Source organism: Pseudomonas yamanorum, from assembly GCF_900105735.1.
GTDB lineage: Bacteria > Pseudomonadota > Gammaproteobacteria > Pseudomonadales > Pseudomonadaceae > Aquipseudomonas > Aquipseudomonas yamanorum.
Window position 1 is genome coordinate 1,322,864 of record NZ_LT629793.1, and the last position, 20,500, is coordinate 1,343,363.

Here is a 20,500-nt window from a genome sequence, read left to right on the forward strand (position 1 = left end):
ACCGACTAGTTCATCCTCGAAACCTTACCGGTAGACGTTGGTCCAACCGGCACCTTCCTCATGATGGCGCGATGATGCTGCGAGTTTTGCTTTTGACCCTTACCCTGTTTTCCAGCCTTGGCTTCGCCGCCTCCCCTGTCGTGCTGCAACAGCCCATCAGCCTGGACACCGGCAGTGGTGAGCTGTTTGGCTCGTTGTTGTTACCCAAATCCGACAAGCCCGTGCCGGTGGTGCTGATCATCGCCGGCTCCGGGCCCACCGACCGCAACGGCAACAGCGCCGACGGCGCACGCAACGACAGCCTCAAGCGGCTGGCCTGGGTGCTGGCCAGGCACAACATCGCCAGCGTGCGCTACGACAAGCGCGGTGTAGCCGCCAGCCTTGCCGCCACCCCCGATGAACGCAACCTGACCCTGGACGCCTACGTCTCCGACGCCGTGGCCTGGGGCAAGTTGCTCAAGGCCGACCCGCGCATGGGTCCGTTGATTGTGCTGGGCCACAGTGAAGGCGCGCTGGTAGCCGCTCTCGCCGCCCCGCAGCTGAATCCGGCCGGGGTGATTTCCCTGTCGGGCAGTGCACGCCCGGTGGACCAGGTTATCCGCCAGCAACTGGCCGACCACATGCCTCCCGCACTGTTGCTGCGCAGCAACCAGATTCTCGATCACCTCAAGGCCGGCCAAGTGGACGCCGATGTGCCTACACCGCTTGAGGGCATCTTCCGACCCAGCGTGCAGCCTTATCTGATCAGCCTGTTCCGAGCCGACCCTTCGGCAGCATTTGCCAAACTGAAGATGCCGGCGCTGATCGTCCAGGGCACCAATGACCTGCAGGTCGGCGTGGCCGATGCGCAACGATTGCAGAAGGCCAAGCCCGACGCCGAGCTGACGGTGATCGAGGGCATGAACCACGTGATGCGGATCGTGCCCAATGACGTGAAGCAGCAATTGGAGTCCTACAACGACCCACAGCTCCCGCTGGCTGCCGAACTGGGCACACGCCTGGTTCGCTTTATCGACGGACTTCGCGCCAGTTAAGCGAGTATTCCCCCTCCAGTCCTGAGCAAAACGGCCGATAAGCCCTGGGTCGACAGCAAAAAGCCTGTCGGCCCGCAGAGCTTGGACAGGATCGCGCCGAATGACGAACACCGAAGCAACACCCGAACCTACCGCCGACACCACGGCAGACACCGAGGCCGCCGCATCGGCCGCGTTACCGTGGGCGGAGGTACAGGCCGAACATTTCAAGATGCTGCGCCTGGCCCCTTTGGCCACCGACCGCGCCACCGGCGTGCGGCCCCTGCGCTTTGTGCAGTTTGGCTGGGCCGAACGCAACAACAAGGACCACAGCCTGCTGCGCATGGTCATCCAATTGCCGGGCCAGCGGGTGCGCCGGGAACAGAACCATTTGGATATCTGGGTCGATCACGCGACCCATCGGGTGCACTTTGGCCCGGGCAACAGCCTGGAGATCGAGCCGGCTAACCGCGGCATCGGCCGCTTCCTCGTGGCCCAGGGCGCTGCCTGGGCGAAAAAGAAGTGGTCGCACTACCGCGTTGATGGCGTCGACCTGGCCAACAAGGACGCGTTGAATGAAGCCACGCGCCTGCGCCGGGATCACTTCCTGCGTATCCAGGGCTTTGATGTGGCGTATGCCGATGTCCAGCATTTGAAGGGCAACGTGCAACCGGGCAAGGTCAGCGATGTGCTGGACAGCTGGAACACCGAAAAGCTGCAGTTCGTGGAGATTCTGGAAGCGGCGCAGATGCTGCAACAGGCCGAGCAGAACCTGGCCGAACAGGAAGTGAAGCTGCGCAAGGAAGAGGAAAAGGTCACCAAGTTCAAGCGCGAAGACAGCGGGTTGCGCTTCACGATTACGTGTTTGGTGGCGTTTACCGTGTTTCAGGCGGGGTTGTTGATCTGGATTGCGACGCATCGGTAATCCGGTTTATCAATTGAAACCGGATCAAAATGTGGGAGCGGGCTTGCTCGCGAATGCGGTGTGTCAGTCACCGGATATCTTGACTGAGCCACCGCATTCGCGAGCAAGCCCGCTCCCACACTGACCGCGTTACCCGCTTGGAAGCGGTTAAACCCTCGCGGCAAACACCGCCTGATGCGCCCGGCATTGCTCTGCCGTCAACATGAACACGCCATGCCCACCGCGCTGGAAGTCCAGCCAGGCAAAGTCCACCTCCGGGTACAGCGCCTCGACGTGAACCTGGCTGTTGCCCACTTCGACAATCAGCAAGCCCTTCTCGGTCAAGTGATCCGCCGCTTCGGCCAGCATCCGTCGAACCAGGTTCAAACCGTCATCCCCGCAGGCCAGGCCCAGTTCCGGTTCGTGCTGGTATTCATCCGGCATGTCGGCGAAGTCTTCGGCATCGACATACGGCGGGTTGGACACGATCAGGTCAAAACGCTGGCCCGGCAAACCATCAAAGCCGTCGCCCTGAACGGTGTAGACGCGCTCGTCGACACCATGGCGCTCGATGTTCTGGTTGGCCACTTCCAAGGCTTCAAAGGACAGGTCACCCAGCACTACTTCGGCGTCCTGGAACTCGTAGGCGCAGGCTATACCGATGCAACCGGAACCGGTGCACAGGTCCAGAATGCGGGCCGGCGGTGTGCCCAGCCACGGTTCGAAGCGGTTTTCGATCAGTTCGCCAATCGGTGAGCGTGGAATCAGCACGCGCTCATCAACGATAAACGACATGCCGCAGAACCAGGCTTCCTTCAGCAGGTAAGCGGTAGGCACCCGCTCATGGATGCGGCGGTGCAGCAACCGTTGCACGTGGGAGATTTCCTCTTCTTCCAGGTTGCAATCCAGGTAGCTGTCGGCAATTTCCCACGGCAGATGCAGGGCGCCGAGCACCAGTTGCCGGGCTTCGTCCCAGGCGTTGTCGGTGCCATGGCCAAAAAACAGGTCTTCCCCATGGAAACGGCTGACGGCCCATCGGATGTGGTCGCGCAAGGTGCGCAGGCGAGAAGTGATCACGGGGGCAAGCTCCTGGAAAAAACGACCGGCGATTCTAACAGTCTTAAGCTGTACCGACGATGTACGAAAAAACCCTTTGCCGCACGTCGGATTTCATCTTAAACACGGTTTTTGCCTAAACGTAGTGCCCTATTGACATCGCTACACGCCAACAACGGCGTACCTTACGATGGTAGCGATTCACAGAAGCGCTCAGCCAGAGGACAATGTCACAAAAGCCCCACTCACAGGAGCCCCAGAATGTCCGTTCCAAAGACGATGTTTCAACTCAGCGGTCGTGGTTACGCAGCGGCGAACCTGAACCATGCGACCCTCGTGATCATCGACGCCCAGAAGGAATACCTCAGCGGTCCCCTCGCCCTTTCGGGCATGGACGCTGCTGTCGAAAACATCAAGCAACTCGCCGCTGCCGCGCGCAACGCCGGGCGCCCGATCGTGCACGTGCGCCACTTGGGTACGGTCGGCGGGCTGTTTGATCCCCAGGGCGAGCGCGGTGAGTTCATTCCAGGCCTCGAGCCCCAGGCCGATGAAACCATCATCGGCAAGTTGCTGCCCAGCGCCTTCCACGGCACCGGCCTGGAGAAGCACCTGCAAGACCTCGGCTCCCTGGACCTGATTGTCTGCGGCTTCATGAGCCACTCCAGCGTCAGCACCACCGTGCGCGCGGCGAAGAACCTGGGCTTTCGCTGCACCCTGGTAGAAGACGCCTGCGCCACCCGCGACCTGCCTTACAAGGGCGGCATCCTCAGCGCCGACCATGTGCAGCAGACTGAAATGGCCATCATGGCCGACAACTTCGCCACCCTCGCCTTGACCAAAGATCTGATCTGATCGACCTCAGATGAGCGGGTAGCCGCCCGCTCATCCGCAAAAACCTGTCATTTGCTGCAATTGCCTCTGTACCCGGAACAACCTGTGTATCTTCCGGTCGAAGGGCCGATACCCTGGAGGAAAGGTCGGAATGAAGATATCCGATGGTTTTGATGCTCGTCGTTTGCGCCCCAAGGGCCCGAGCAACTGGCGTCTGCGCATCGGCGCCGGCTTTGCCGCGCTGTTGGCGATAGGTGGCGTACTACTGGCAATTGCCGGCGGCGCTGGTTTGGTTGGACATTCACCGGCCTTGGGCGAACTGAACGCCAGCCCTGGTGGTTCTGCAATACTGTTGGTCATCGGCCTGTTGGTGCTGTGGTTTGGCGTATGGCTGTGGCGCCGTTGCCGTCGGCGCATGCGCCAGCCCCTGTCACTGAACATCGCCTCGCACCTGATGAAAAAGCACGACTGATGGCATCCAGTTAGCGTTTGTTGCGCATCAAGCCGCCGCGATTAGGTAAACTGCCCGCCCTTCGCGGAGGCTGACATGCAAGACGACGATTTTTCCCTATTCAAGAACGAGCTGCGCGGCGTCAAGCCGATCAAGCACGATCGCGCCGACACCGGCAAACCCAAGACCGACCGCGCCCAGATCGCCAAGCTGCGCCAGGCCGCGACCGTGCGTACGGACGCCACCACCGTGGACGGTCTGTCGGATCAGTTCGTTATCGATGTAGGCCCCGAAGACGAGCTGATGTGGGCCCGCGACGGCGTGCAGGAAAGCCAAATGCGCAAGCTCAAGGTCGGCCAGATCCCGTTCGAAGGCAGCCTCGACCTGCACGGCATGACCGTCGAAAAAGCCCGTGAAACCCTCTGGGCGTTCCTCGCCGAAGCCACCAAATTCGAAATCCGCTGCGTGCGCGTCACCCACGGCAAGGCCGTGCGCCTGGACGGCAAGCGGCCGATGATCAAAAGTCACGTCAACACCTGGCTGCGCCAACACTCCCAGGTGCTGGGTTTTACCTCTTGCCAGCCACGTCACGGCGGTGCTGGCGCGGTGTATGTGATGCTCAAGCGCACCATGATGGAAGGCCGCGACGAGTAACAAGTGCCATCGTCAGGCTTGCAGCGATGTGTTGGCCGCCGTACCCTTGCCCTTTGCGAAAATCCCACTAGGTAGTTTCATGTCCCTGGAACAGAATTACACCGCGATCCTCGGCCAGCTCGGCGAGGACGTTTCCCGCGAGGGCCTGCTCGACACGCCAAAACGTGCCGCCAAGGCCATGCAGTATCTCTGCCGCGGTTATGAACAGACCCTCGAAGAAGTCACCAACGGTGCCTTGTTCAGCTCTGACAACAGCGAAATGGTGCTGGTCAAGGACATCGAGTTGTACTCGCTGTGCGAACACCACCTGCTGCCGTTTATCGGCAAGGCTCACGTCGCGTATATCCCGAGCGGCAAAGTGCTGGGCCTGTCGAAGGTCGCGCGTATCGTCGATATGTATGCCCGCCGCCTGCAGATCCAGGAAAACCTCAGCCGCCAGATCGCCGATGCGGTCCAGCAGGTCACCGGCGCCCTGGGCGTTGCAGTGGTGATCGAGGCCAAGCACATGTGCATGATGATGCGCGGTGTGGAGAAGCAGAATTCGTCGATGATCACGTCGGTGATGCTGGGTGAGTTCCGCGAAAACGCGGCGACCCGCAGCGAGTTTCTCAGCCTGATCAAGTAATACGCAGCACCTGGAAAAACCGGCGTTCATCGCCGGTTTTTTTTCGCCTGTGAAAAATCAGGTAAGCTGCGGCCCCTTCAGTCTAGGGCAAGAGGTTTCAGCCATGTTCGTCAAAGCACTTCGAGTGGGCCTCGGCCACGTCATCATCGCCGGCGACTTCCTGACCCGTCCGCGCAAAAAGCAGCGCCCTGCCGAACAGCAGGCGCAGGTGAACGCAGCGGCCAAGGACCTGACCCTGTATCAATTCCACGCCTGCCCGTTCTGCGTGAAGACCCGCCGCACCCTGCACCGCCTGAACGTGCCGGTGGCCTTGAAGGACGCGAAGAACAACGAACAGGATCGCCAGACCCTGCTGGAACAAGGCGGCAAGATCAAGGTGCCATGCCTGCGCATTGAAGAGAACGGCCAGACCACCTGGATGTACGACTCCAAGGTGATCATCGATTATCTGGACAAGCGGTTTGCGGCGGTCTGACAAACAGCGAGGATCCAATGTGGGAGCGGGCTTGCTCGCGAAAGCGGTGGGTCAGCCAATACATAGGCTGGCTGATCCACCGCATTCGCGAGCAAGCCCGCTCCCACATTAGTTTGGTATTGCCAATTCAATATCCAGTAACGCTGAGCCCAGGCACTTGCCATGGGCATCCAGCGCCAGCGACCGCGTCACCCCGCCCCGCAAGATGCCCGGCAACACGAAGTTCAGCGCCTGCACATTGGGCAACTCATAACGCCGCACTGGTGCAGCGCCCGCCTCCAGTAACGGCGCAAAAAATGCCGCCACCACCTCAGCCGTCAATTGCTCGCAGAGCAGCGAATAATCCTCGGCCCGATACGCAATGATCGAGATGTTCGAGGTGTCGCCCTTATCGCCGGTACGGGAGTGGGCCAGGGTGTGCAGTTTCATGACTCGATCCTCGGGTTGACCGCGTTACGGGGCAACAGCAACGACGCCACCGCCACCACCTGGCGCAGGCTCTTGCTGGCACCACCGCCGCCGGACGGGCCGTTGGTGTAGAGGGTTTCCACTTCATTGCCGACGCGCACCGCCTCGCTGCGCTCTTCGCAGCGGGCGGCAATGCGCAGGCGGACTTCCCACGGTTCAACCGTGCTGCGCGGGCCATGCAACGAGTCGATGCCGATCAGTTCGGCACGCACGTCCTGCATGCGCACGCCGGTCAATTCCAAGCGTTTCAGGACTACATCGCGAGCCAGTTGCGCACGAGCGACCGCGCCCGGGCCGCCGTAGGAAATCTGCCCCTCACCGATCCAGCCGTCCAGATAACCGACGCTGACTTTCAACGCTTCGGGACGGGGCCGTCCGCTCGCACCGTGGGCACGCACTCGGTCCGCGGCTTCTTCGGTAAACGCCACCCCGGAAAAATCCGCGCACACGTCCGGCGTAACGTAGGCGGCCGGATCATGCACTTCGTAGATCAGTTGTTCGGTGCACGTGGCCCGGCTGACCCGCCCGCCGGAACCCGCGACCTTGGTAATCAACGCCTCTCCGTCGGCATCAATCTCGGCCAACGGAAAGCCCAGGCGTGCCAGGTCGTCCACGTCCTTGAAGCCCGGATCGGCAAAGTAGCCACCGCTGACCTGCCCGGCACACTCCAGCAAATGCCCCACCAACGTGCCGCGTCCCAGCCGTTGCCAATCATCCGCAGCCCAGTCGAATTCAAACATCTGCGGCGCCAGGAACAACGAAGGGTCTGCCACCCGGCCGGTGATCACCACGTCGGCATCGGCGCGCAAGGCGTCGATAATGCCCTCGGCGCCCAGGTAGGCGTTCGCGGAAATCAGCCGGTCGCCCAATGAACCAAGGGTCTGGCCGTTGTCGAGCAACTGCTCCGGCTGGCCCCGCAACGTCTCGAGTACGTCATCGCCAATCACCGCCAGCACCTTGAGGTTCAGCCCCAGCTCACCGGCAATCCGGCGCACTTCCACTGCCGCCGCCACCGGGTTGGCCGCGCCCATATTGGTGATCACCCGCAAGCGCCGGCGCCCGTCGGGCCGGCCGACAAAGGGCAGCACGCGGCGCATGCGCTCACTCAACAGCGGGTCGTAACCGCCTTGTGGATCGCTGATCCGCGCGTGTTGCGCCAGGGCGATGGTGCGTTCAGCCAGGCATTCGAAGACCAGGTAATCCAGGTCACCCTGTTCGGCCAATTCCACCGCAGGTTCGATACGGTCGCCGGAGTAGCCGGCGCCGGAACCGATGCGCAAGGTTTTCATGTCAAATCACTCCCAGGAGCAAAGCCGTCAGGGTCATCAACACCGACGCAGCAAACAGAAAGGGGATGGTGAAGCGCTGGTGATCGGCCAGTTCGATCTTGCACAGGCCCACCAGCAGGAAGGTCGCGGGCGTCAGGGGGCTGACCGGGAAGCCGGTGGTGTGCACGCCCAGCAATGAGGCCTGGGCCACTTGCAGCGGGTCGACGCCCAGGGCTTTGCCGACTTCGGCGATCACCGGCATCACGCCGAAATAGTAGGAATCAGGGTCAAACAGCATGCTCAACGGCATCGACAGGAAGCCCACCACCGCCGGGATCAACTTGCCGTGGCCCGCCGGAATCTGTGCCACCGCCACTTCGGCGATGGCCTTGAGCATGCCAGTGCCTTGCATGATGCCGGTGAACACACCGGCGGCGAGCAGGATGCTGGCCATGGTCAGGGCGGTTTTTGCGTGGGCATCGATCCGCGCGCGCTGGGCGTCGACGTTCGGGTAGTTGATGCACAGCGCCACCACGGTGCCGAGCATGAACATCACCACCGGGTCGACCCAGCCGGCAATCATCACCACCATCACCAGTACGGTCAGGATCAGGTTGACCCAGAACAGCCGCGGGCGACGCAGGGCAATATCATCGTCGCTGAGCACCCGTTGCGGCACGGCGTCCACGCTGGAACCAGCGCCCAGCCCCAGGCGTTTTTCTTCACGGTGGCCCAGCCACCAGGCGCAGGCAAACACAAAGACCAGGCCGACGATCTGCACCGGGATCAGCGGCTGGAACAAGTCCGCCACCGGCACATGCAGCGCCGCCGAGGAACGCAGTACCGGGCCGGTCCACGGCAGGAAGTTGACCCCCGCCGCCATCGCCGCCACACAGGCGAGGATGCGTTTATCAATCCCCAGCCGCGTGTACAGCGGCAGCATCGCCGGCACCGTCACCAGAAAGGTCACCGCGCCGGAGCCGTCCAGGTGCACCAGCAGTGCCAGCGTCGCGGTACCGACGACAATCCTTGTAGGACGCGTCCCTACCGTGCGCAGGATGCGATCAATGATTGGATCCAGCATGCCGGCATCGGTCATGATCCCGAAAAACAGGATCGCAAACACAAACATGCCCACCACGGGGGCGACGTTCTTGATGCCGGTGATGATGAAGGCACTGGTTTGCAGGCCGAAACCGCCGAGCAGTGCAGCGATGATCGGCAAGGCGATCAGGGCCACCAGTGGCGACAGGCGCTTGCTCATGACGGCGGTGAGCAGGCACAGGATGGTGATGACACCCAGGGTAGCGAGCATGGGGTAGCTCCAGAACGGCGTTTTCGGCCGGTTATTGTTTTCCCTGGAGTATTGGAATCGCGTTAGGCTTTGTAAATTGGAATATTCGGCACTCCATATTCGAAAAAACAAAACGCTCGAGCAAAATAAAAATGAAAAATTCGATCCAGCATATCCAGGCGTTTCTCGCCGTTGCTCGTACGGGCAGCTTTACCAAGGCGGCCAACGAACTGCATCTATCGCCCTCAGCCCTGACCGTACAGGTGCAACAACTGGAGGAATGGCTGGGGGTTGCTCTGCTCGACCGCAGCCCGCGCCACGTCAGCATCACCGCCGCCGGCCTGGACGCACGCGGGCCGATGGAGAAGCTGTTGCTGGACCTGGACAACATCGTCACCGGCTCCCGCGACCTCGCTGCCTTGCGCCGGGGCGTGGTGACCATCGCCGCCCTGCCCTCCGTGTGCGCCGGTGCATTGCCGCCTGCCCTACGGCTGTTTCGCGAGCGTTTTGCCGGGATCGAGGTGCGCTTGCATGACCTGGTTGCTCACCGCATTCATGCACAAGTGCGTTCGGGCGAGGTGGATTTCGGTATTGGTGTGCGGGCGAGGCTGAGCCATGGGCTGGCGTTTGTGCCGGTGCTGAATGACCGGTTGTGTGCGTTTGTGCCGCTGGATCATCCGCTGACGCGCTATGCCAAGCTAAGCCTGGAGCAACTGGCCGAGCAACCGATCATCCTCACCGGCCGCGACAGCAGCGTGCGGGAACAGGTGGACGCGTTGTTCGACGAGACGCGCCTGACGATGCTCGCTGGGATGGAGGCCAATTACATGTCGACCGTGTTGGCATTGGTGCGGCAGGGCTTGGGGATCAGTGTGTTGCCGGAATCGGCGGCGGACAGTCTGGAGGGGTTGAAGCGGATTACGATTGATCATCCGGGGGTGAACCGGGAGATCGGGCTGATCAGTCGCAGTGGGCAGCCGTTGAGCCCGGCGGCGCAGCGCTGTTTTGAGTTGCTCAGTGAAGAATTACCTGGCGCACCGCAAAACTAAATGTGGGAGCGGGCTTGCTCGCGAAGGCGGTGGATCAGCCAATACATACGTTGGCTGATCCACCGCCTTCGCGAGCAAGCCCGCTCCCACATTTTTGACCGCATTGTCAGCCCAGCATCGGCACATGCTTTGGATGGCTGGCCACACGCTTCAACCACGCCTGCACTCCCGGATAAGCGCCAAGGTCAAAACCACCTTCATCCGCCACATGGGTGTAGGCATACAGCGCCACATCGGCAATCGAGAACTGGTCGCCCACCAGATACGGTGTCAACTGCAACTGGCGCTCCATCACCTTCAGGGCCTTGTAACCGCCCTTGTGCAGCTTCTTGTATTCCTCCAGCCGATCTTCCGGCAGCCCCAGGTAAAACTGAATAAACCGCGCCACCGCGATGTACGGCTCATGGCTGTACTGCTCGAAAAACTGCCACTGCAGCACTTGGGTGCGCAGGCGCGGTTCGGTGGGCAGGAACTCGCTGCCGTCGGCGAGGAAGTTGAGGATCGCGTTGGATTCCCACAGGCAGGTGCCGTCTTCGAGCTCCAGCACCGGGATCTTGCCGTTGGGGTTCTTGGCCAGGAACTCCGGAGTCTGGGTATCGCCCTTCAGGATGTCGATATCAATCCACTCATAGTCGATGCCCAACAGGCTGAGCATGAGTTTGACCTTGTAGCAGTTGCCCGATTTGTAATCGCCGTAAACCTTATACATGGAGGCTCCCCTATGCCGCTTGCGCGTGCTGTGCTTGACGGACCACCGCAGCGAGACGCTTGAGACCTTCGTCCAAGCGCGCCGGGTCGATATGGCTGAAATTGAGCCGCAAGTGACCGTGATGGTTATCCGGCTCGGAAAAGAACGGCTCACCGGGCATGAACGCGATGTCCTGGTCGAGCGCAGGTGCCAACAAGGTGCGGGTATCGAGCGGCTGTTTCAAGGTCAGCCAGAAGAATAATCCGCCCTGGGGTATTTGCCAGTCGGCCAGGTCGCTGAAATGCCGCGCCAGTGCAGCCTGGAATGCATCGCGGCGGCCTCGGTAGAAACTGCGCAGTTCCACCAGGTGGTGCTGGTATTTCTCGGTGCCGATCCATTGCATTGCCTGCCACTGGCCAACGCGGTTGGTGTGCAGGTCCGCCGATTGCTTGAGCTTGAGCAGGTGCGGGAACAGGTCCGGGCTGGCGATCAGGTAACCGACCCGCAGGCCGGGCAGCAGGGTCTTGGACACGGTGCCGGTGTAGATCCAGCTGGCCTTCTTCAACCGGCTGACGATGGGTTGCGCACTGCCGCCGTCGAAGGTCAGTTCGCGGTAGGGCTCGTCCTCGACCAGGGTCACGCCGAACTCGTCCAGCAGCGCGGCGACGGCCTCGCGCTTGGCCTCGCTGTAGCGCACGGCCGAGGGGTTCTGGAAGGTCGGGATCAAGTAGACGAAGGACGGACGGTGCTGCTCAAGGCTGTTGCGTAGCGCCTTAAGGTCCGGACCGTCCGCCTCAAGCTGCACGGTCAGGCAATCAGCGCCGAACAGTTGGAATATCTGCAACGCCGCCAGGTAGGTCGGGCCTTCCAGCAGGATTTTGGTGCCCTTGTCGATGTACAGCTTGGCCGCCAGATCCAGGGTTTGCTGGGAGCCGCTGACCACCATGATGTGACGGGCCTCGCACGGAATACCCAGCACCCGCGCCTCGGCCGCCAGCAGTTCACGCAACTGCGGCTCGCCTTCGCTCATGCCGTACTGGCCGATGTTCAGCGGCATGTCCGTCCAATCCAGCTTGGGCAGCATCACTTCGGCCGGCAGGCCACCGGCGAAGGACATCACCTGCGGTTTTTGCGCTGCCGCGAGGATTTCACGGATCAAGGAGCTTTTAAGGCGCGAAACACGTTCTGAAAAGGCCATAAGGGTCACCGGTAGCGAAGCCTGAGGGAAATACGTCAAACTAGTTGACCGAAATTACGACGACTTGGGCAAATACGTCAATATGCTTGACCTTAAAAACCAGACCAGCCAACAAACCGCCATGGAAGCTTTCTTCTTCGGCTACCAAGCGTTCACCGCCAAGGCCGACGAAATGCTTGAACGTCGCGGCTTGAGCCGGGTGCATCAACGCATTGTGTTTTTTATCGCGCGCTACCCGACCTTGAGCGTCAAGGAGTTGCTGGAATTGCTCGGGGTGAGCAAACAGGCGTTGAACATGCCGCTGCGCCAACTGCAGGAAATGCACCTGGTAAACAGCGTGGCGTCCGAGACCGACAAACGTAAGCGCTTGCTGGAGTTGACCGAGGAAGGTCAGCGTTTCGAACAATCCCTGCGGCGCGAGCAAGTGAAGCTGCTGCAACGGGCGTTTGCCGAGGCTGGCGAAACGGCAGTAGAAGGCTGGCTGGCGGTAAACAAGGCACTCAGTGGCCAATCCTGAATTGCCTTTCATCCTTTTCGCACACAAAATACAAAACATTATTTGCTTTATTTGTATACAAAAGCATAATTCGCTTCGTGCGAGTTCCTGACCTATTGGTCAACAAAACCCGCTGGTACCTCAAAGCGCTGCTGCCCACTCATGTGTCCGGCGCTGGAAATAACAATAAAACTCTTGAGGAGTACTTGCTGTGGAAAGCCGCAAATCCGAAGCCCCTACGCTCGACCTCTCGCCAACCCACAACGGTTGGCTGGAACGCCTGTTCAAACTCCGCTTGCATGGCACCACAGTGAAGACCGAGCTGATCGCTGGCCTCACGACCTTTATCACCATGGCCTACATCATCTTCGTCAACCCCAACATCATGGCCGACGCCGGCATCGATCACGGCGCGGCGTTTGTCGCCACCTGCATCGCCGCCGCGCTGGGTTGCCTGCTGATGGGGCTCTACGCCAACTGGCCAGTAGGCCTGGCGCCGGGCATGGGCCTGAACGCGTTTTTCACCTACACCGTGGTCGGGACCATGGGCTACAACTGGGAGACCGCACTGGGTGCGGTATTTATCTCCGGGGTGTTGTTCATGATCCTGACGCTCTCGCGTATTCGCGAGTGGCTGCTCAACAGCATTCCGGTGAGCCTGCGCCACGCGATGGGCGCCGGTGTCGGGCTGTTTCTCGGGGTGATCGGCCTGAAAACCGCCGGCATCATCGTGCAAAGCCCGACCACCCTGATCAAGCTCGGCTCCCTGCATGAACCCGCTCCGCTGCTGGCGGCCATCTGCTTCCTGCTGATTGCGATCCTCAGCTACCACCGGGTATTCGGCGCGATCCTGATCAGCATCATCGCCGTGACCCTCGCCGGCTGGGGCCTGGGCCTGGTGGAATACCACGGCATCATGGCCACCCCGCCAAGCCTGGCACCGACCTGGATGGCGATGGACGTGATGGGCGTGTTCAACGTCAGCATGATCAGCGTGGTGTTCGCCTTCCTGTTTGTGCACATGTTCGACACCGCCGGCACCTTGATGGGCGTCGCCCAGCGCGCAGGCCTGGTGAATGCCGACGGCAAGATCGAAAACCTTTCCCGCGCCCTGAAAGCCGACAGTGCCTCCAGCGTGTTCGGCGCCATGGTCGGCGTGCCGCCCGTCACCAGTTATGTGGAAAGCGCCGCCGGGGTGGCCGCCGGTGGCCGTACCGGGCTGACCGCCGTCACCGTGGGTGTGCTGTTTATCGCAGCGATGTTTTTCGCGCCGCTGGCTGGCATGATTCCGGCCTATGCCACCGCAGGCGCGTTGATCTATGTGGCGATGCTGATGATGAGCGGCATGGCCCATATCAATTGGGACGACGCCACCGACAGCATTCCGGCGATCGTCACGGCGATCATGATGCCTCTGACCTTTTCCGTCGCCGATGGCATCGCGTTGGGTTTTATCACCTACGTGGCGCTGAAGGCCGGCACCGGTAAACACAAGGAAATTTCCATCAGCCTGTGGGTGCTTTGCGCGATCTTCATCGCCAAGTTCGCGTTCCTGTAGGCCAACCTGCTTGACCCTGCCTCACCCCGTCGGGTGGGGCTTTTGTACGAATGGAGGAATGCAATGAGTCTGGAAACCTGGCTGCTGTTCAGCGGCGCTGCGCTGGTGGTGATCCTGATCCCCGGCCCCCTGTCCTTGCTGATGATCAGCAACAGCCTGAACTACGGCCTGCGCCGTTCGTACCCGGCCTTTCTCGGTGGGGTGATCGCTTCCATCTGCCTGTTGAGCGCTTCGGCGCTAGGATTGGGTGCGTTGTTGCTGGCATCGGAACAACTGTTCAGCGCCCTGAAGATCGTCGGCGCGCTGTACTTGTTCTACCTTGCCTGGCAGAGCTGGCAGCAATCGCGGCAACCGTCCCACGGTTCCGACGTACCACAAGTGGCGGCGACTCCGCGTTTTCGTGCGCTGTTCGGGCGCGCCTTTGTGCTGGGCGCCAGCAACCCGAAGGACATTCTGTTTTTCGCCGCCTTCCTGCCGCAATTCCTCAGTGCCCAGCAGGCCTTTTTGCCGCAGTTGCTGATCATGATCGCCACCTGGACCGTGCTCGACCTGCTGTGCAAACTGGCCTACGGCCTCGGCGCCCATGGTGCCGCGCGCTACCTGCGCAGCGGCAGAGGCCAGAGCTGGTTCAACCGGATCAGCGCCGGGTTGTTCAGTGGCGCGGGGGCGGCCTCTTTATTGAGTCGCTGACCCGCCTGGCCCGGTGGCGCCGACGCTACCGGGCCCGCCTAGAAACGCTCCATTTTGACAAAGAACACCGTCACCGGATTACCTTGCCCGATCTGTTGAATGCCCCCAATTATCCGGACCAGACGCCCCTCCTCCAGTGCCCGTATGATCGGCGTGTAAATCTGCGGTTGCTGCTGGGCGCTATGGCGCAACCAAGCGTCAGACAGTTGCACCATGCGGCCCGAGTTCAGACGAACGTTCGACGAGTCGCTCCAGCGCGTCAATACGTAATACAGGTTGCTGGACTTCGGATGCGTGCACGATAAGTTGTACAGTCCTGCGGTGCTGCTTTTGTGTATTTTTTTAATGGCAAAGCCCTGACGCTCCAGCACCTGTAACACCGCATGCTGGGCAACGATCGGCCGAGCGTGACCGGAGCCCTCGGCAGGTTTGATGAGTACGTCGGAGGCGATCGGCGTCAACGGCACGAAATCGACCCGCTCAAGCCCCGGTGTTGTCCCCTCCCGGCCAATATTGACGCTCAATTTTTGCCGTCGCGTGAGTGGCCTGAGCATGCGAAACAGGTCGTCGGTCTGGCCCGACGCCTCGGGAAAAGGTGGCAGCCACTCATCCAGGGTTGCGCGAATGTTCAGCATGCGGGTGGCAGTCATCGAACGGCCGGTGTCGGTTATTTCCAGCAGCCGTGTGGTGACGAAATAGCGACTGGCCGGCGTCAGGTCGGGAAAAGCGTCGCCAACGTAATCCGCAATGGGCCGGGTGAAGAGCGGCGCACGTGGGGTCCATAACTGATCGGCGCCAAAGGTGGCCGGGATCGGCTGCTCGCGCGGGCCAGGCAGCATCCACCGCGTTAACTCATCCCTGATCGCTACAGGAAGCAACTCGGGCTGCTTTAAAAATATGATGCCCGCTGGAGCCGTCGAACCATTGGGCAACAATTCATAATATTTATCCCCAAACCTGACCGCGTCGTAGGGCCTCTCTCCCTGAATGCGATACAACCTCCGTGACGGCGATATCTCCTGGATTCCAGGCCCTTCCAACCCTTGGCCCCAGGCTTGCCAATGACTGGAAGCCAACGGCGGTTGCCGGGCCAGGCGCTCAGTATGTGGCACAACCGGGGCAATCCATTCACTCCCTACCTGCGGCGCTTCCCACGGCCGATAGATTCCGGAACTGGGCCCGGGCCGGGGTTCGGGCGCATCGGCTCCCAGCAATCGCTCGCCGGATTGCTCCACGTACAGCAGCAGCTCGTCCTGGCCTTCGTTGTGGGTATTTTTCAAGCGCAGGGTTTGTTCAGAATTACGACGGTACACCGGGTACGCGGAATCCCCGTCGAGGATAAATTGCTCGCCGCCCTTGACGTAGCTGCCCTTGTTGACCGGTCCATGCAATGTCACGGCCTCCTCGATCACTGGTGGCTTCTTGAACGCGTCCAACCCTTTGAGGTTTCTGACCGGGGATGGCAGACGCAGGTTGCCAACACCACCGTCCTGCAGCCATTGGCGGTGTCTGACCCGGGTTAGCAGCGCCCCCAACCTGGGGCTGGCTTTGCCCTGAGGCGCCAAAGACAGGGCCACATCAGCCAACAATACCAATGCCGCAAAACCGGCGGCCACCGCATCCGCTGGGTCGCCACTGTGATGGGCACGGCGGGCGGCGAGCAACAGCTCATACAGATTGACTCCGATACTCACGCCCGGAATAAACGATAACAAGCCCCGCGCACGCGCCGCCGACTGTTCGTCGAGGCGCAGCTGACGGTAGTCTTGCAGCGCACGGCGTGAATTGGCCATGGCTCGCACCTCCCGGTGCAGGCCCAGCAATTGGCCATGGGCGAGGATTCGCAACATGTCGCTGCCCGTGGTGCGGGTAATACCCAGCCACTGCCGGGGATCCTGTTCGATCTGCTCGCCAATCTCCTGCTCAGTCTCCGCCAAGGTGGTGGCCGGTTGCTGGCGACGCACGGCGAACCATCGCTTAATCACGTTATAGGTCAACATGAGGCCGTCAAACAGTGAACCGGGAAGCCGCCGGCTCAACGGCGGGATCGCCGTGCGCCAGTCAAACGTCCACGGCTGGGGGCTGACCGGCACCGGATAGCCTGCCAGCGCGTCCTCCTCCCACCCCGGCGCAATCTGTAGCGCCAATTGCACACGATTTTCCGGGCGCGCCGCCAGGTCTATCAACACCTGCATCGCCGCCGCGAGGCTGGCATGTTCACTCAGTGGTGCATGGCCCTTGACCTGGGGCCAGTAGAGCAGCGTCACCGCCGAGACCTGGTCATGGATCAGCAGCATACCGGCGACATGCCGAGGCAATTTGAGGGTCAGCGCCGCCAGATGCACGAAGCACAGTTGTAGCGCGTGCCCGTTTTTCTGCAGGTCCTGCGGCGTGCGTGCAGCCAGCGCGGTCGCGAACAAGCTTTGGCCCGCCGCACTCAGGCCTTGTTGAGTGGCACTAAATAAAGCCAGCCGTGCCTGTTGGCTCAGGGGCCTTTCGACCAGCGCTGGCGGTAACGCCGACGTCTCATCCTTTGTGGGGTAAAAGGCCCGGATGACCAACTGCTCGTACTGTCCGGCCACATCCAGGCTGGAAATCAGCTCGATCAACGCGTTTGCCGGCAATTGCCTGGACCAGTGCGCATTCAGGTAACGGCTGTAGTGCAGGCGCAGCTCAGTCCAGGGCGCCTCTGCATCCAGGTTGTGCAGTGCCAGTTGCAACAGGCTGTAGGTGTTGCGTTGCGGGCTGACCACCACCCGCACCCCGGAATCCCCCGCCGGCCGTTGAGGGTGAGACTGCCAATGGGAGCTGACATCGTCGGGCATGTCGAGAAAGGGCTCGTCGATGTCAAGTTGCGGGTGAAGCCTGTCCTTGTGCAAACGCTCGATTAAGGTGGCTCGAGCAAAGGCCTCCAGGCTCGGCAAGGCCAACGCCAGCTGTTGTTCAAGTACCGCGCAGCTTTCGAGGTGCTGGAGCGATTGTCGCTGATAACGCTTGCGCAACGCCTGGCCGGCACCGGCCAGCCACGCTGGCATGACTTTCACGTGCGCCGCCGCCAGCCGCAGCATGCTGACATTGGCCAACGCCACCGCCCGGGCGGCACTGTCCGGCACGTGTAGCTGATGCGCCAGCTCCAGGGACAACAACGTACGCGCCAACCCGGTATCGCTGACCTCGCTGAACGGCCGCCCGCCGGCGTCCACCCAACGCAGGTGCTGCTGCGCACGCCGGATGCATGCCTGAAAACTCTCGGACAGGAGGTTGCCCTCTATCACCTGAAAGTAGACCAGCACCGGTGTAGCAACGCCTGGGCCGCGCACCAGCTCCCGCGCAGATTGCCGCTGGTCACGGCTTACACAACGCCATAATGCAGAGCCATCCGGGCTTTTGAGACTGGCATCGAGGCTGGCAGAGAGATCGTCCAGGGAAGTAAACGTCTGCAATCCGCCCTCCTTGCCCGGCACCTGCAACAGCACGGGCTCCGGCAGTGCCGGCTGGCTCAGGCCCTGAGGCGTGGTGACGACAAACACTCCATGCAACGGGAAAAGCGGTTGCCCGGACTGGCCAAAGGACAGGCTTAACACACGGCAACTGCGGGGCGCGTCGCCTTTGTTCAGGGCCTCTTTCAGCGCCGCCAGATTGGCCTCGGTGATCAGCCCCAACCGTCGCTGCAAGTGCGCCTCGTGGAGCATGGCGTTGCGCTGCCCGCTCAACAATTGCGCAACCCGGTTATGCGCGCTTCCGGCTGGCGTCTGTAGCCAGAACTCACGCACGGCCAGTTGCGCCTCCTGGCCTTCCAGCAGTGTAGAAACCACTGACACCTGCTCCTGCCATTGAGTTTGCAGGGCGATGAAGCCGTCATACGGCGGGCAGTCCCTGAGCAAATCCTTCGAGTCCAGCAACGCCAGCACACCCCGCTCATGGCGCTGCACCAGCGCCTCACGGGTTCGTACCGCCATGCCGGGATGAAGCAGCCCACAGGTGATTTCCCTGGCGCGACGCTTGTGGTCCCACACCAACAATTGCTCGATGGCCTGGTTCAACAAAGGCGAGCCGGTCACGGGCCGCCGCGCGCGCTCCACTTGGTGCAGGCGCTGTTGCAAACTCAAGCCGGGTGATGTCCCGCCTGCACGCCGGAGATCGAGGCACTCCCACTCGTTGTCGCCCTGAACCTGGATCTGGACCCATGCACTGTGCCGCAGGGCATCGGCGGTCAGTTCAGTCCCACGGGTTACCCTGAAAGGCTGTGTTGCCCATTCATCTTGGCGGCGCAGCGGCAAACTCGCGTGTCCGAGTTCGAGAATCACCGCCGGCAGGTCACGCTGCATCGCCGCCCAACTGGCAAACTCATAAAACCCCTGGGCCGCGCCGGGCAGGTAAACCACTTGCCGAAGGTCCTGGCCCGCGCCACGCCGGCACAGGTGCAGCGCGCCGCCCAGTGGCACTGCGCCCCACTGCAATTCACTGGCGTACAAGGATGCCCAGTCGCCGCCCGCACGCTGCCGCGCTTGCGGTGTGGAAGCATCGACCAGGCCCAGGACCATGTCGAGGCCGTCGTCCGACAGTTGGCACAGGGCATGGGCCAGCAGGGCCTTATCCACCCAAAAACGGCGCTGCAACTGCACACAGTGCTCGGTGCGCGACAACGCGCTGCCAGGCGACAAGCCCTGCCAATAGTCCGCCCTTGCCGCACCGATACGCGCCGGAAGGTCCAGCGCATTCACCCGGTTCAGGATTTCCCGCGGGGTCAACCGTACGCTGGCGGCGGGTTCGCCCTGGAGGCTCAAGCGCGTGAATTGATTGATGTTGAGGGGAAACACCCGCACGTGCAGCAAGGCCATGGCCCGCTCCGTCAGGCTGTCCACCCGGCCAGGCTGGCCGGGCAGTGCTGCGACGGTGAACCACAGGGTGTCGGGGTCCAGGCTGAAATGCTCACGCAGCACTCCACGCACCAGCCGCTGGATTCGTGGTGCGTGGTACATGATCCGGCGCAGTTGCCGACCCGACTCGTTGCAGCGCCCATGGGCGGCGTGCAGGTTGTTGATAAAGCGACTGGGCGCAGGGCTGGCGTTGAGCCGGCGCATCAGGCTATGGCGGATGCGCGCCAGGTCCATCGCAGGCAGGTCCTGCCCTTCGTCCGCAGGCTCAGGTTGATCGGGTTCCATGGTCATGTTGCCAACCGCTCCAGATGAAAACTGCGAGGGTAGGCACTGCGTTCACCCGGCGGGCCTTACATAGATAGGGCCCGATCAGCAGGCGAAAAAAAGCCCGCAGTGTGAGCGGGCGAAAAACCAACGAAGAGCTTTGGGGGTGTGAAGCGCGGTGACGACTCAGCTACCGCGATAGGTGGAGTAGCTGTAAGGCGAAATCAGCAAAGGCACGTGGTAGTGATCCTGTTCAGCGCTGATGCCGAAGCGCAGCACTACCACATCGAGAAACGCAGGTTCGGGCAGTTGCACACCGCGGGCGCGGTAGTAATCGCCGGCGCTGAACTGCAACTGATAGACACCGCTGCGGTAGTCATCGCCTTGCAGCAGGGGTGCATCGCAGCGGCCGTCGCTGTTGGTCAGGGTGCTGGCGACCAGCTCAAGCTGTGCGCCCTCGACACGGTACAACTCAACCTTGATCGCGCTGCCGGGGCAGCCATGTGCGGCGTCCAATACGTGTGTGGTCAAACGTCCCATAGCGTCTGCGCGCCTCCCGAAGTCAGTAAAGTGAAAGACCGCACCTTTTCAGGTCACTGAAAAAGCCGGCGATGGCTGATTAAGACACTTTTCAAAAA

Annotated in this window: 19 protein-coding genes; 11 read left to right on the forward strand and 8 right to left on the reverse strand. The window is 61.6% G+C overall.

The features are described from left to right. Nucleotides 1-71 precede the first annotated feature (71 nt). Complete coding sequence (locus BLU46_RS06470; RefSeq protein WP_093200010.1) at nucleotides 72-1,034, forward strand: alpha/beta hydrolase; 963 nt, start codon at nucleotides 72-74, stop codon at nucleotides 1,032-1,034. Nucleotides 1,035-1,134: 100 nt separating this feature from the next. Then, nucleotides 1,135-1,938, forward strand: coding sequence for a hypothetical protein (locus BLU46_RS06475; RefSeq protein ID WP_003213127.1), 804 nt, complete (start codon nucleotides 1,135-1,137; stop codon nucleotides 1,936-1,938). 147 nt (nucleotides 1,939-2,085) lie between these two features. Here BLU46_RS06475 and prmB read toward each other — a convergent pair whose 3' ends face one another. After that, nucleotides 2,086-2,994, reverse strand: coding sequence for a 50S ribosomal protein L3 N(5)-glutamine methyltransferase (gene prmB, locus BLU46_RS06480; RefSeq protein ID WP_063031982.1), 909 nt, complete (start codon nucleotides 2,992-2,994; stop codon nucleotides 2,086-2,088). 240 nt (nucleotides 2,995-3,234) lie between these two features. On the opposite strand from prmB, the gene BLU46_RS06485 reads away from it, so the two are divergent. The 5 genes from BLU46_RS06485 (at nucleotide 3,235) to BLU46_RS06505 (ending at nucleotide 6,009) form a co-directional block, all read left to right on the forward strand. Next, nucleotides 3,235-3,825: a cysteine hydrolase family protein gene (locus BLU46_RS06485; protein ID WP_008433198.1), complete on the forward strand. Its 591-nt coding sequence runs from the start codon at nucleotides 3,235-3,237 to the stop codon at nucleotides 3,823-3,825. Between the two features lie 130 nt (nucleotides 3,826-3,955). Continuing rightward, nucleotides 3,956-4,276 carry a hypothetical protein gene (locus BLU46_RS06490; RefSeq protein ID WP_003213133.1) on the forward strand — a complete coding sequence of 107 codons (321 nt, stop codon included), beginning with the start codon at nucleotides 3,956-3,958 and terminating at the stop codon, nucleotides 4,274-4,276. A gap of 75 nt (nucleotides 4,277-4,351) precedes the next feature. Then, nucleotides 4,352-4,909, forward strand: a complete 558-nt coding sequence (locus BLU46_RS06495; RefSeq protein ID WP_003213135.1) for a Smr/MutS family protein — start codon at nucleotides 4,352-4,354, stop codon at nucleotides 4,907-4,909. 79 nt (nucleotides 4,910-4,988) lie between these two features. Continuing rightward, a complete protein-coding gene (gene folE, locus BLU46_RS06500) occupies nucleotides 4,989-5,534 on the forward strand; it encodes a GTP cyclohydrolase I FolE (protein WP_003204506.1) in 546 nt (181 codons plus the stop codon). A 103-nt stretch (nucleotides 5,535-5,637) separates the two neighbouring features. Continuing rightward, nucleotides 5,638-6,009 carry a glutathione S-transferase N-terminal domain-containing protein gene (locus tag BLU46_RS06505; protein WP_063031984.1) on the forward strand — a complete coding sequence of 124 codons (372 nt, stop codon included), beginning with the start codon at nucleotides 5,638-5,640 and terminating at the stop codon, nucleotides 6,007-6,009. A 108-nt stretch (nucleotides 6,010-6,117) separates the two neighbouring features. On the opposite strand, the gene BLU46_RS06510 is transcribed toward BLU46_RS06505, so the two are convergent. From BLU46_RS06510 to BLU46_RS06520, 3 genes are read right to left on the reverse strand one after another with little or no spacing between them, the layout of a single operon-like run. After that, entirely contained in the window at nucleotides 6,118-6,438 is a 321-nt protein-coding gene (locus BLU46_RS06510; RefSeq protein WP_063031986.1) for an AtuA-related protein, read from the reverse strand. Then, nucleotides 6,435-7,766 (reverse strand): acyclic terpene utilization AtuA family protein, encoded by a 1,332-nt coding sequence (locus BLU46_RS06515; protein ID WP_093200013.1) that lies wholly within the window; start codon nucleotides 7,764-7,766, stop codon nucleotides 6,435-6,437. Before BLU46_RS06515 ends, BLU46_RS06510 begins: the two co-directional genes overlap by 4 nt. Nucleotide 7,767: 1 nt before the next feature. Then, nucleotides 7,768-9,060 carry a CitMHS family transporter gene (locus BLU46_RS06520; protein ID WP_087694787.1) on the reverse strand — a complete coding sequence of 431 codons (1,293 nt, stop codon included), beginning with the start codon at nucleotides 9,058-9,060 and terminating at the stop codon, nucleotides 7,768-7,770. A gap of 131 nt (nucleotides 9,061-9,191) precedes the next feature. Between BLU46_RS06520 and BLU46_RS06525 the strand changes: the two genes are divergently transcribed. Then, a complete protein-coding gene (locus BLU46_RS06525) occupies nucleotides 9,192-10,088 on the forward strand; it encodes a LysR family transcriptional regulator (protein ID WP_063031990.1) in 897 nt (298 codons plus the stop codon). Between the two features lie 106 nt (nucleotides 10,089-10,194). Here the strand turns inward: BLU46_RS06525 and BLU46_RS06530 are convergent, their stop codons facing one another. Together BLU46_RS06530 and BLU46_RS06535 are read right to left on the reverse strand one after the other, a co-directional pair. After that, nucleotides 10,195-10,797, reverse strand: a complete 603-nt coding sequence (locus BLU46_RS06530) for a glutathione S-transferase family protein (protein ID WP_063031992.1) — start codon at nucleotides 10,795-10,797, stop codon at nucleotides 10,195-10,197. Between the two features lie 10 nt (nucleotides 10,798-10,807). Then, nucleotides 10,808-11,974, reverse strand: coding sequence for an aminotransferase-like domain-containing protein (locus tag BLU46_RS06535; protein WP_093200016.1), 1,167 nt, complete (start codon nucleotides 11,972-11,974; stop codon nucleotides 10,808-10,810). Nucleotides 11,975-12,056: 82 nt separating this feature from the next. Here BLU46_RS06535 and BLU46_RS06540 point away from each other — a divergent pair, with 82 nt between their 5' ends. The 3 genes from BLU46_RS06540 (at nucleotide 12,057) to BLU46_RS06550 (ending at nucleotide 14,718) form a co-directional block, all read left to right on the forward strand. Continuing rightward, on the forward strand, nucleotides 12,057-12,491 hold the full coding sequence (locus tag BLU46_RS06540) for a MarR family winged helix-turn-helix transcriptional regulator (RefSeq protein WP_063031996.1): 435 nt from the start codon (nucleotides 12,057-12,059) through the stop codon (nucleotides 12,489-12,491). A 190-nt stretch (nucleotides 12,492-12,681) separates the two neighbouring features. After that, on the forward strand, nucleotides 12,682-14,028 hold the full coding sequence (locus BLU46_RS06545) for an NCS2 family permease (protein WP_093200020.1): 1,347 nt from the start codon (nucleotides 12,682-12,684) through the stop codon (nucleotides 14,026-14,028). 63 nt (nucleotides 14,029-14,091) lie between these two features. Continuing rightward, entirely contained in the window at nucleotides 14,092-14,718 is a 627-nt protein-coding gene (locus tag BLU46_RS06550) for a LysE family translocator (protein WP_093200025.1), read from the forward strand. A gap of 38 nt (nucleotides 14,719-14,756) precedes the next feature. On the opposite strand, the gene BLU46_RS06555 is transcribed toward BLU46_RS06550, so the two are convergent. Then, on the reverse strand, nucleotides 14,757-19,889 hold the full coding sequence (locus BLU46_RS06555) for a dermonecrotic toxin domain-containing protein (RefSeq protein ID WP_231988883.1): 5,133 nt from the start codon (nucleotides 19,887-19,889) through the stop codon (nucleotides 14,757-14,759). Nucleotides 19,890-20,048: 159 nt separating this feature from the next. Continuing rightward, nucleotides 20,049-20,402, reverse strand: a complete 354-nt coding sequence (uraH, locus tag BLU46_RS06560) for a hydroxyisourate hydrolase (RefSeq protein WP_003209117.1) — start codon at nucleotides 20,400-20,402, stop codon at nucleotides 20,049-20,051. Between the last annotated feature and the right edge of the window lie 98 nt (nucleotides 20,403-20,500).

What these genes read in the sequence shown, in the direction of transcription:
- BLU46_RS06470 (WP_093200010.1), top strand. Translation starts at nt 72, where the DNA reads ATGATGCTGCGAGTTTTGCTTTTGACCCTTACCCTGTTTTCCAGCCTT.
- BLU46_RS06495 (WP_003213135.1), top strand. Translation starts at nt 4,352, where the DNA reads ATGCAAGACGACGATTTTTCCCTATTCAAGAACGAGCTGCGCGGCGTC.
- uraH (WP_003209117.1), bottom strand. Translation starts at nt 20,402, where the DNA reads ATGGGACGTTTGACCACACACGTATTGGACGCCGCACATGGCTGCCCC.
- BLU46_RS06510 (WP_063031986.1), bottom strand. Translation starts at nt 6,438, where the DNA reads ATGAAACTGCACACCCTGGCCCACTCCCGTACCGGCGATAAGGGCGAC.
- BLU46_RS06475 (WP_003213127.1), top strand. Translation starts at nt 1,135, where the DNA reads ATGACGAACACCGAAGCAACACCCGAACCTACCGCCGACACCACGGCA.
- BLU46_RS06550 (WP_093200025.1), top strand. Translation starts at nt 14,092, where the DNA reads ATGAGTCTGGAAACCTGGCTGCTGTTCAGCGGCGCTGCGCTGGTGGTG.
- BLU46_RS06505 (WP_063031984.1), top strand. Translation starts at nt 5,638, where the DNA reads ATGTTCGTCAAAGCACTTCGAGTGGGCCTCGGCCACGTCATCATCGCC.
- folE (WP_003204506.1), top strand. Translation starts at nt 4,989, where the DNA reads ATGTCCCTGGAACAGAATTACACCGCGATCCTCGGCCAGCTCGGCGAG.
- BLU46_RS06520 (WP_087694787.1), bottom strand. Translation starts at nt 9,060, where the DNA reads ATGCTCGCTACCCTGGGTGTCATCACCATCCTGTGCCTGCTCACCGCC.
- BLU46_RS06540 (WP_063031996.1), top strand. Translation starts at nt 12,057, where the DNA reads ATGCTTGACCTTAAAAACCAGACCAGCCAACAAACCGCCATGGAAGCT.
- BLU46_RS06490 (WP_003213133.1), top strand. Translation starts at nt 3,956, where the DNA reads ATGAAGATATCCGATGGTTTTGATGCTCGTCGTTTGCGCCCCAAGGGC.
- BLU46_RS06485 (WP_008433198.1), top strand. Translation starts at nt 3,235, where the DNA reads ATGTCCGTTCCAAAGACGATGTTTCAACTCAGCGGTCGTGGTTACGCA.
- BLU46_RS06555 (WP_231988883.1), bottom strand. Translation starts at nt 19,889, where the DNA reads ATGACCATGGAACCCGATCAACCTGAGCCTGCGGACGAAGGGCAGGAC.
- BLU46_RS06535 (WP_093200016.1), bottom strand. Translation starts at nt 11,974, where the DNA reads ATGGCCTTTTCAGAACGTGTTTCGCGCCTTAAAAGCTCCTTGATCCGT.
- BLU46_RS06530 (WP_063031992.1), bottom strand. Translation starts at nt 10,797, where the DNA reads ATGTATAAGGTTTACGGCGATTACAAATCGGGCAACTGCTACAAGGTC.
- BLU46_RS06525 (WP_063031990.1), top strand. Translation starts at nt 9,192, where the DNA reads ATGAAAAATTCGATCCAGCATATCCAGGCGTTTCTCGCCGTTGCTCGT.
- BLU46_RS06515 (WP_093200013.1), bottom strand. Translation starts at nt 7,766, where the DNA reads ATGAAAACCTTGCGCATCGGTTCCGGCGCCGGCTACTCCGGCGACCGT.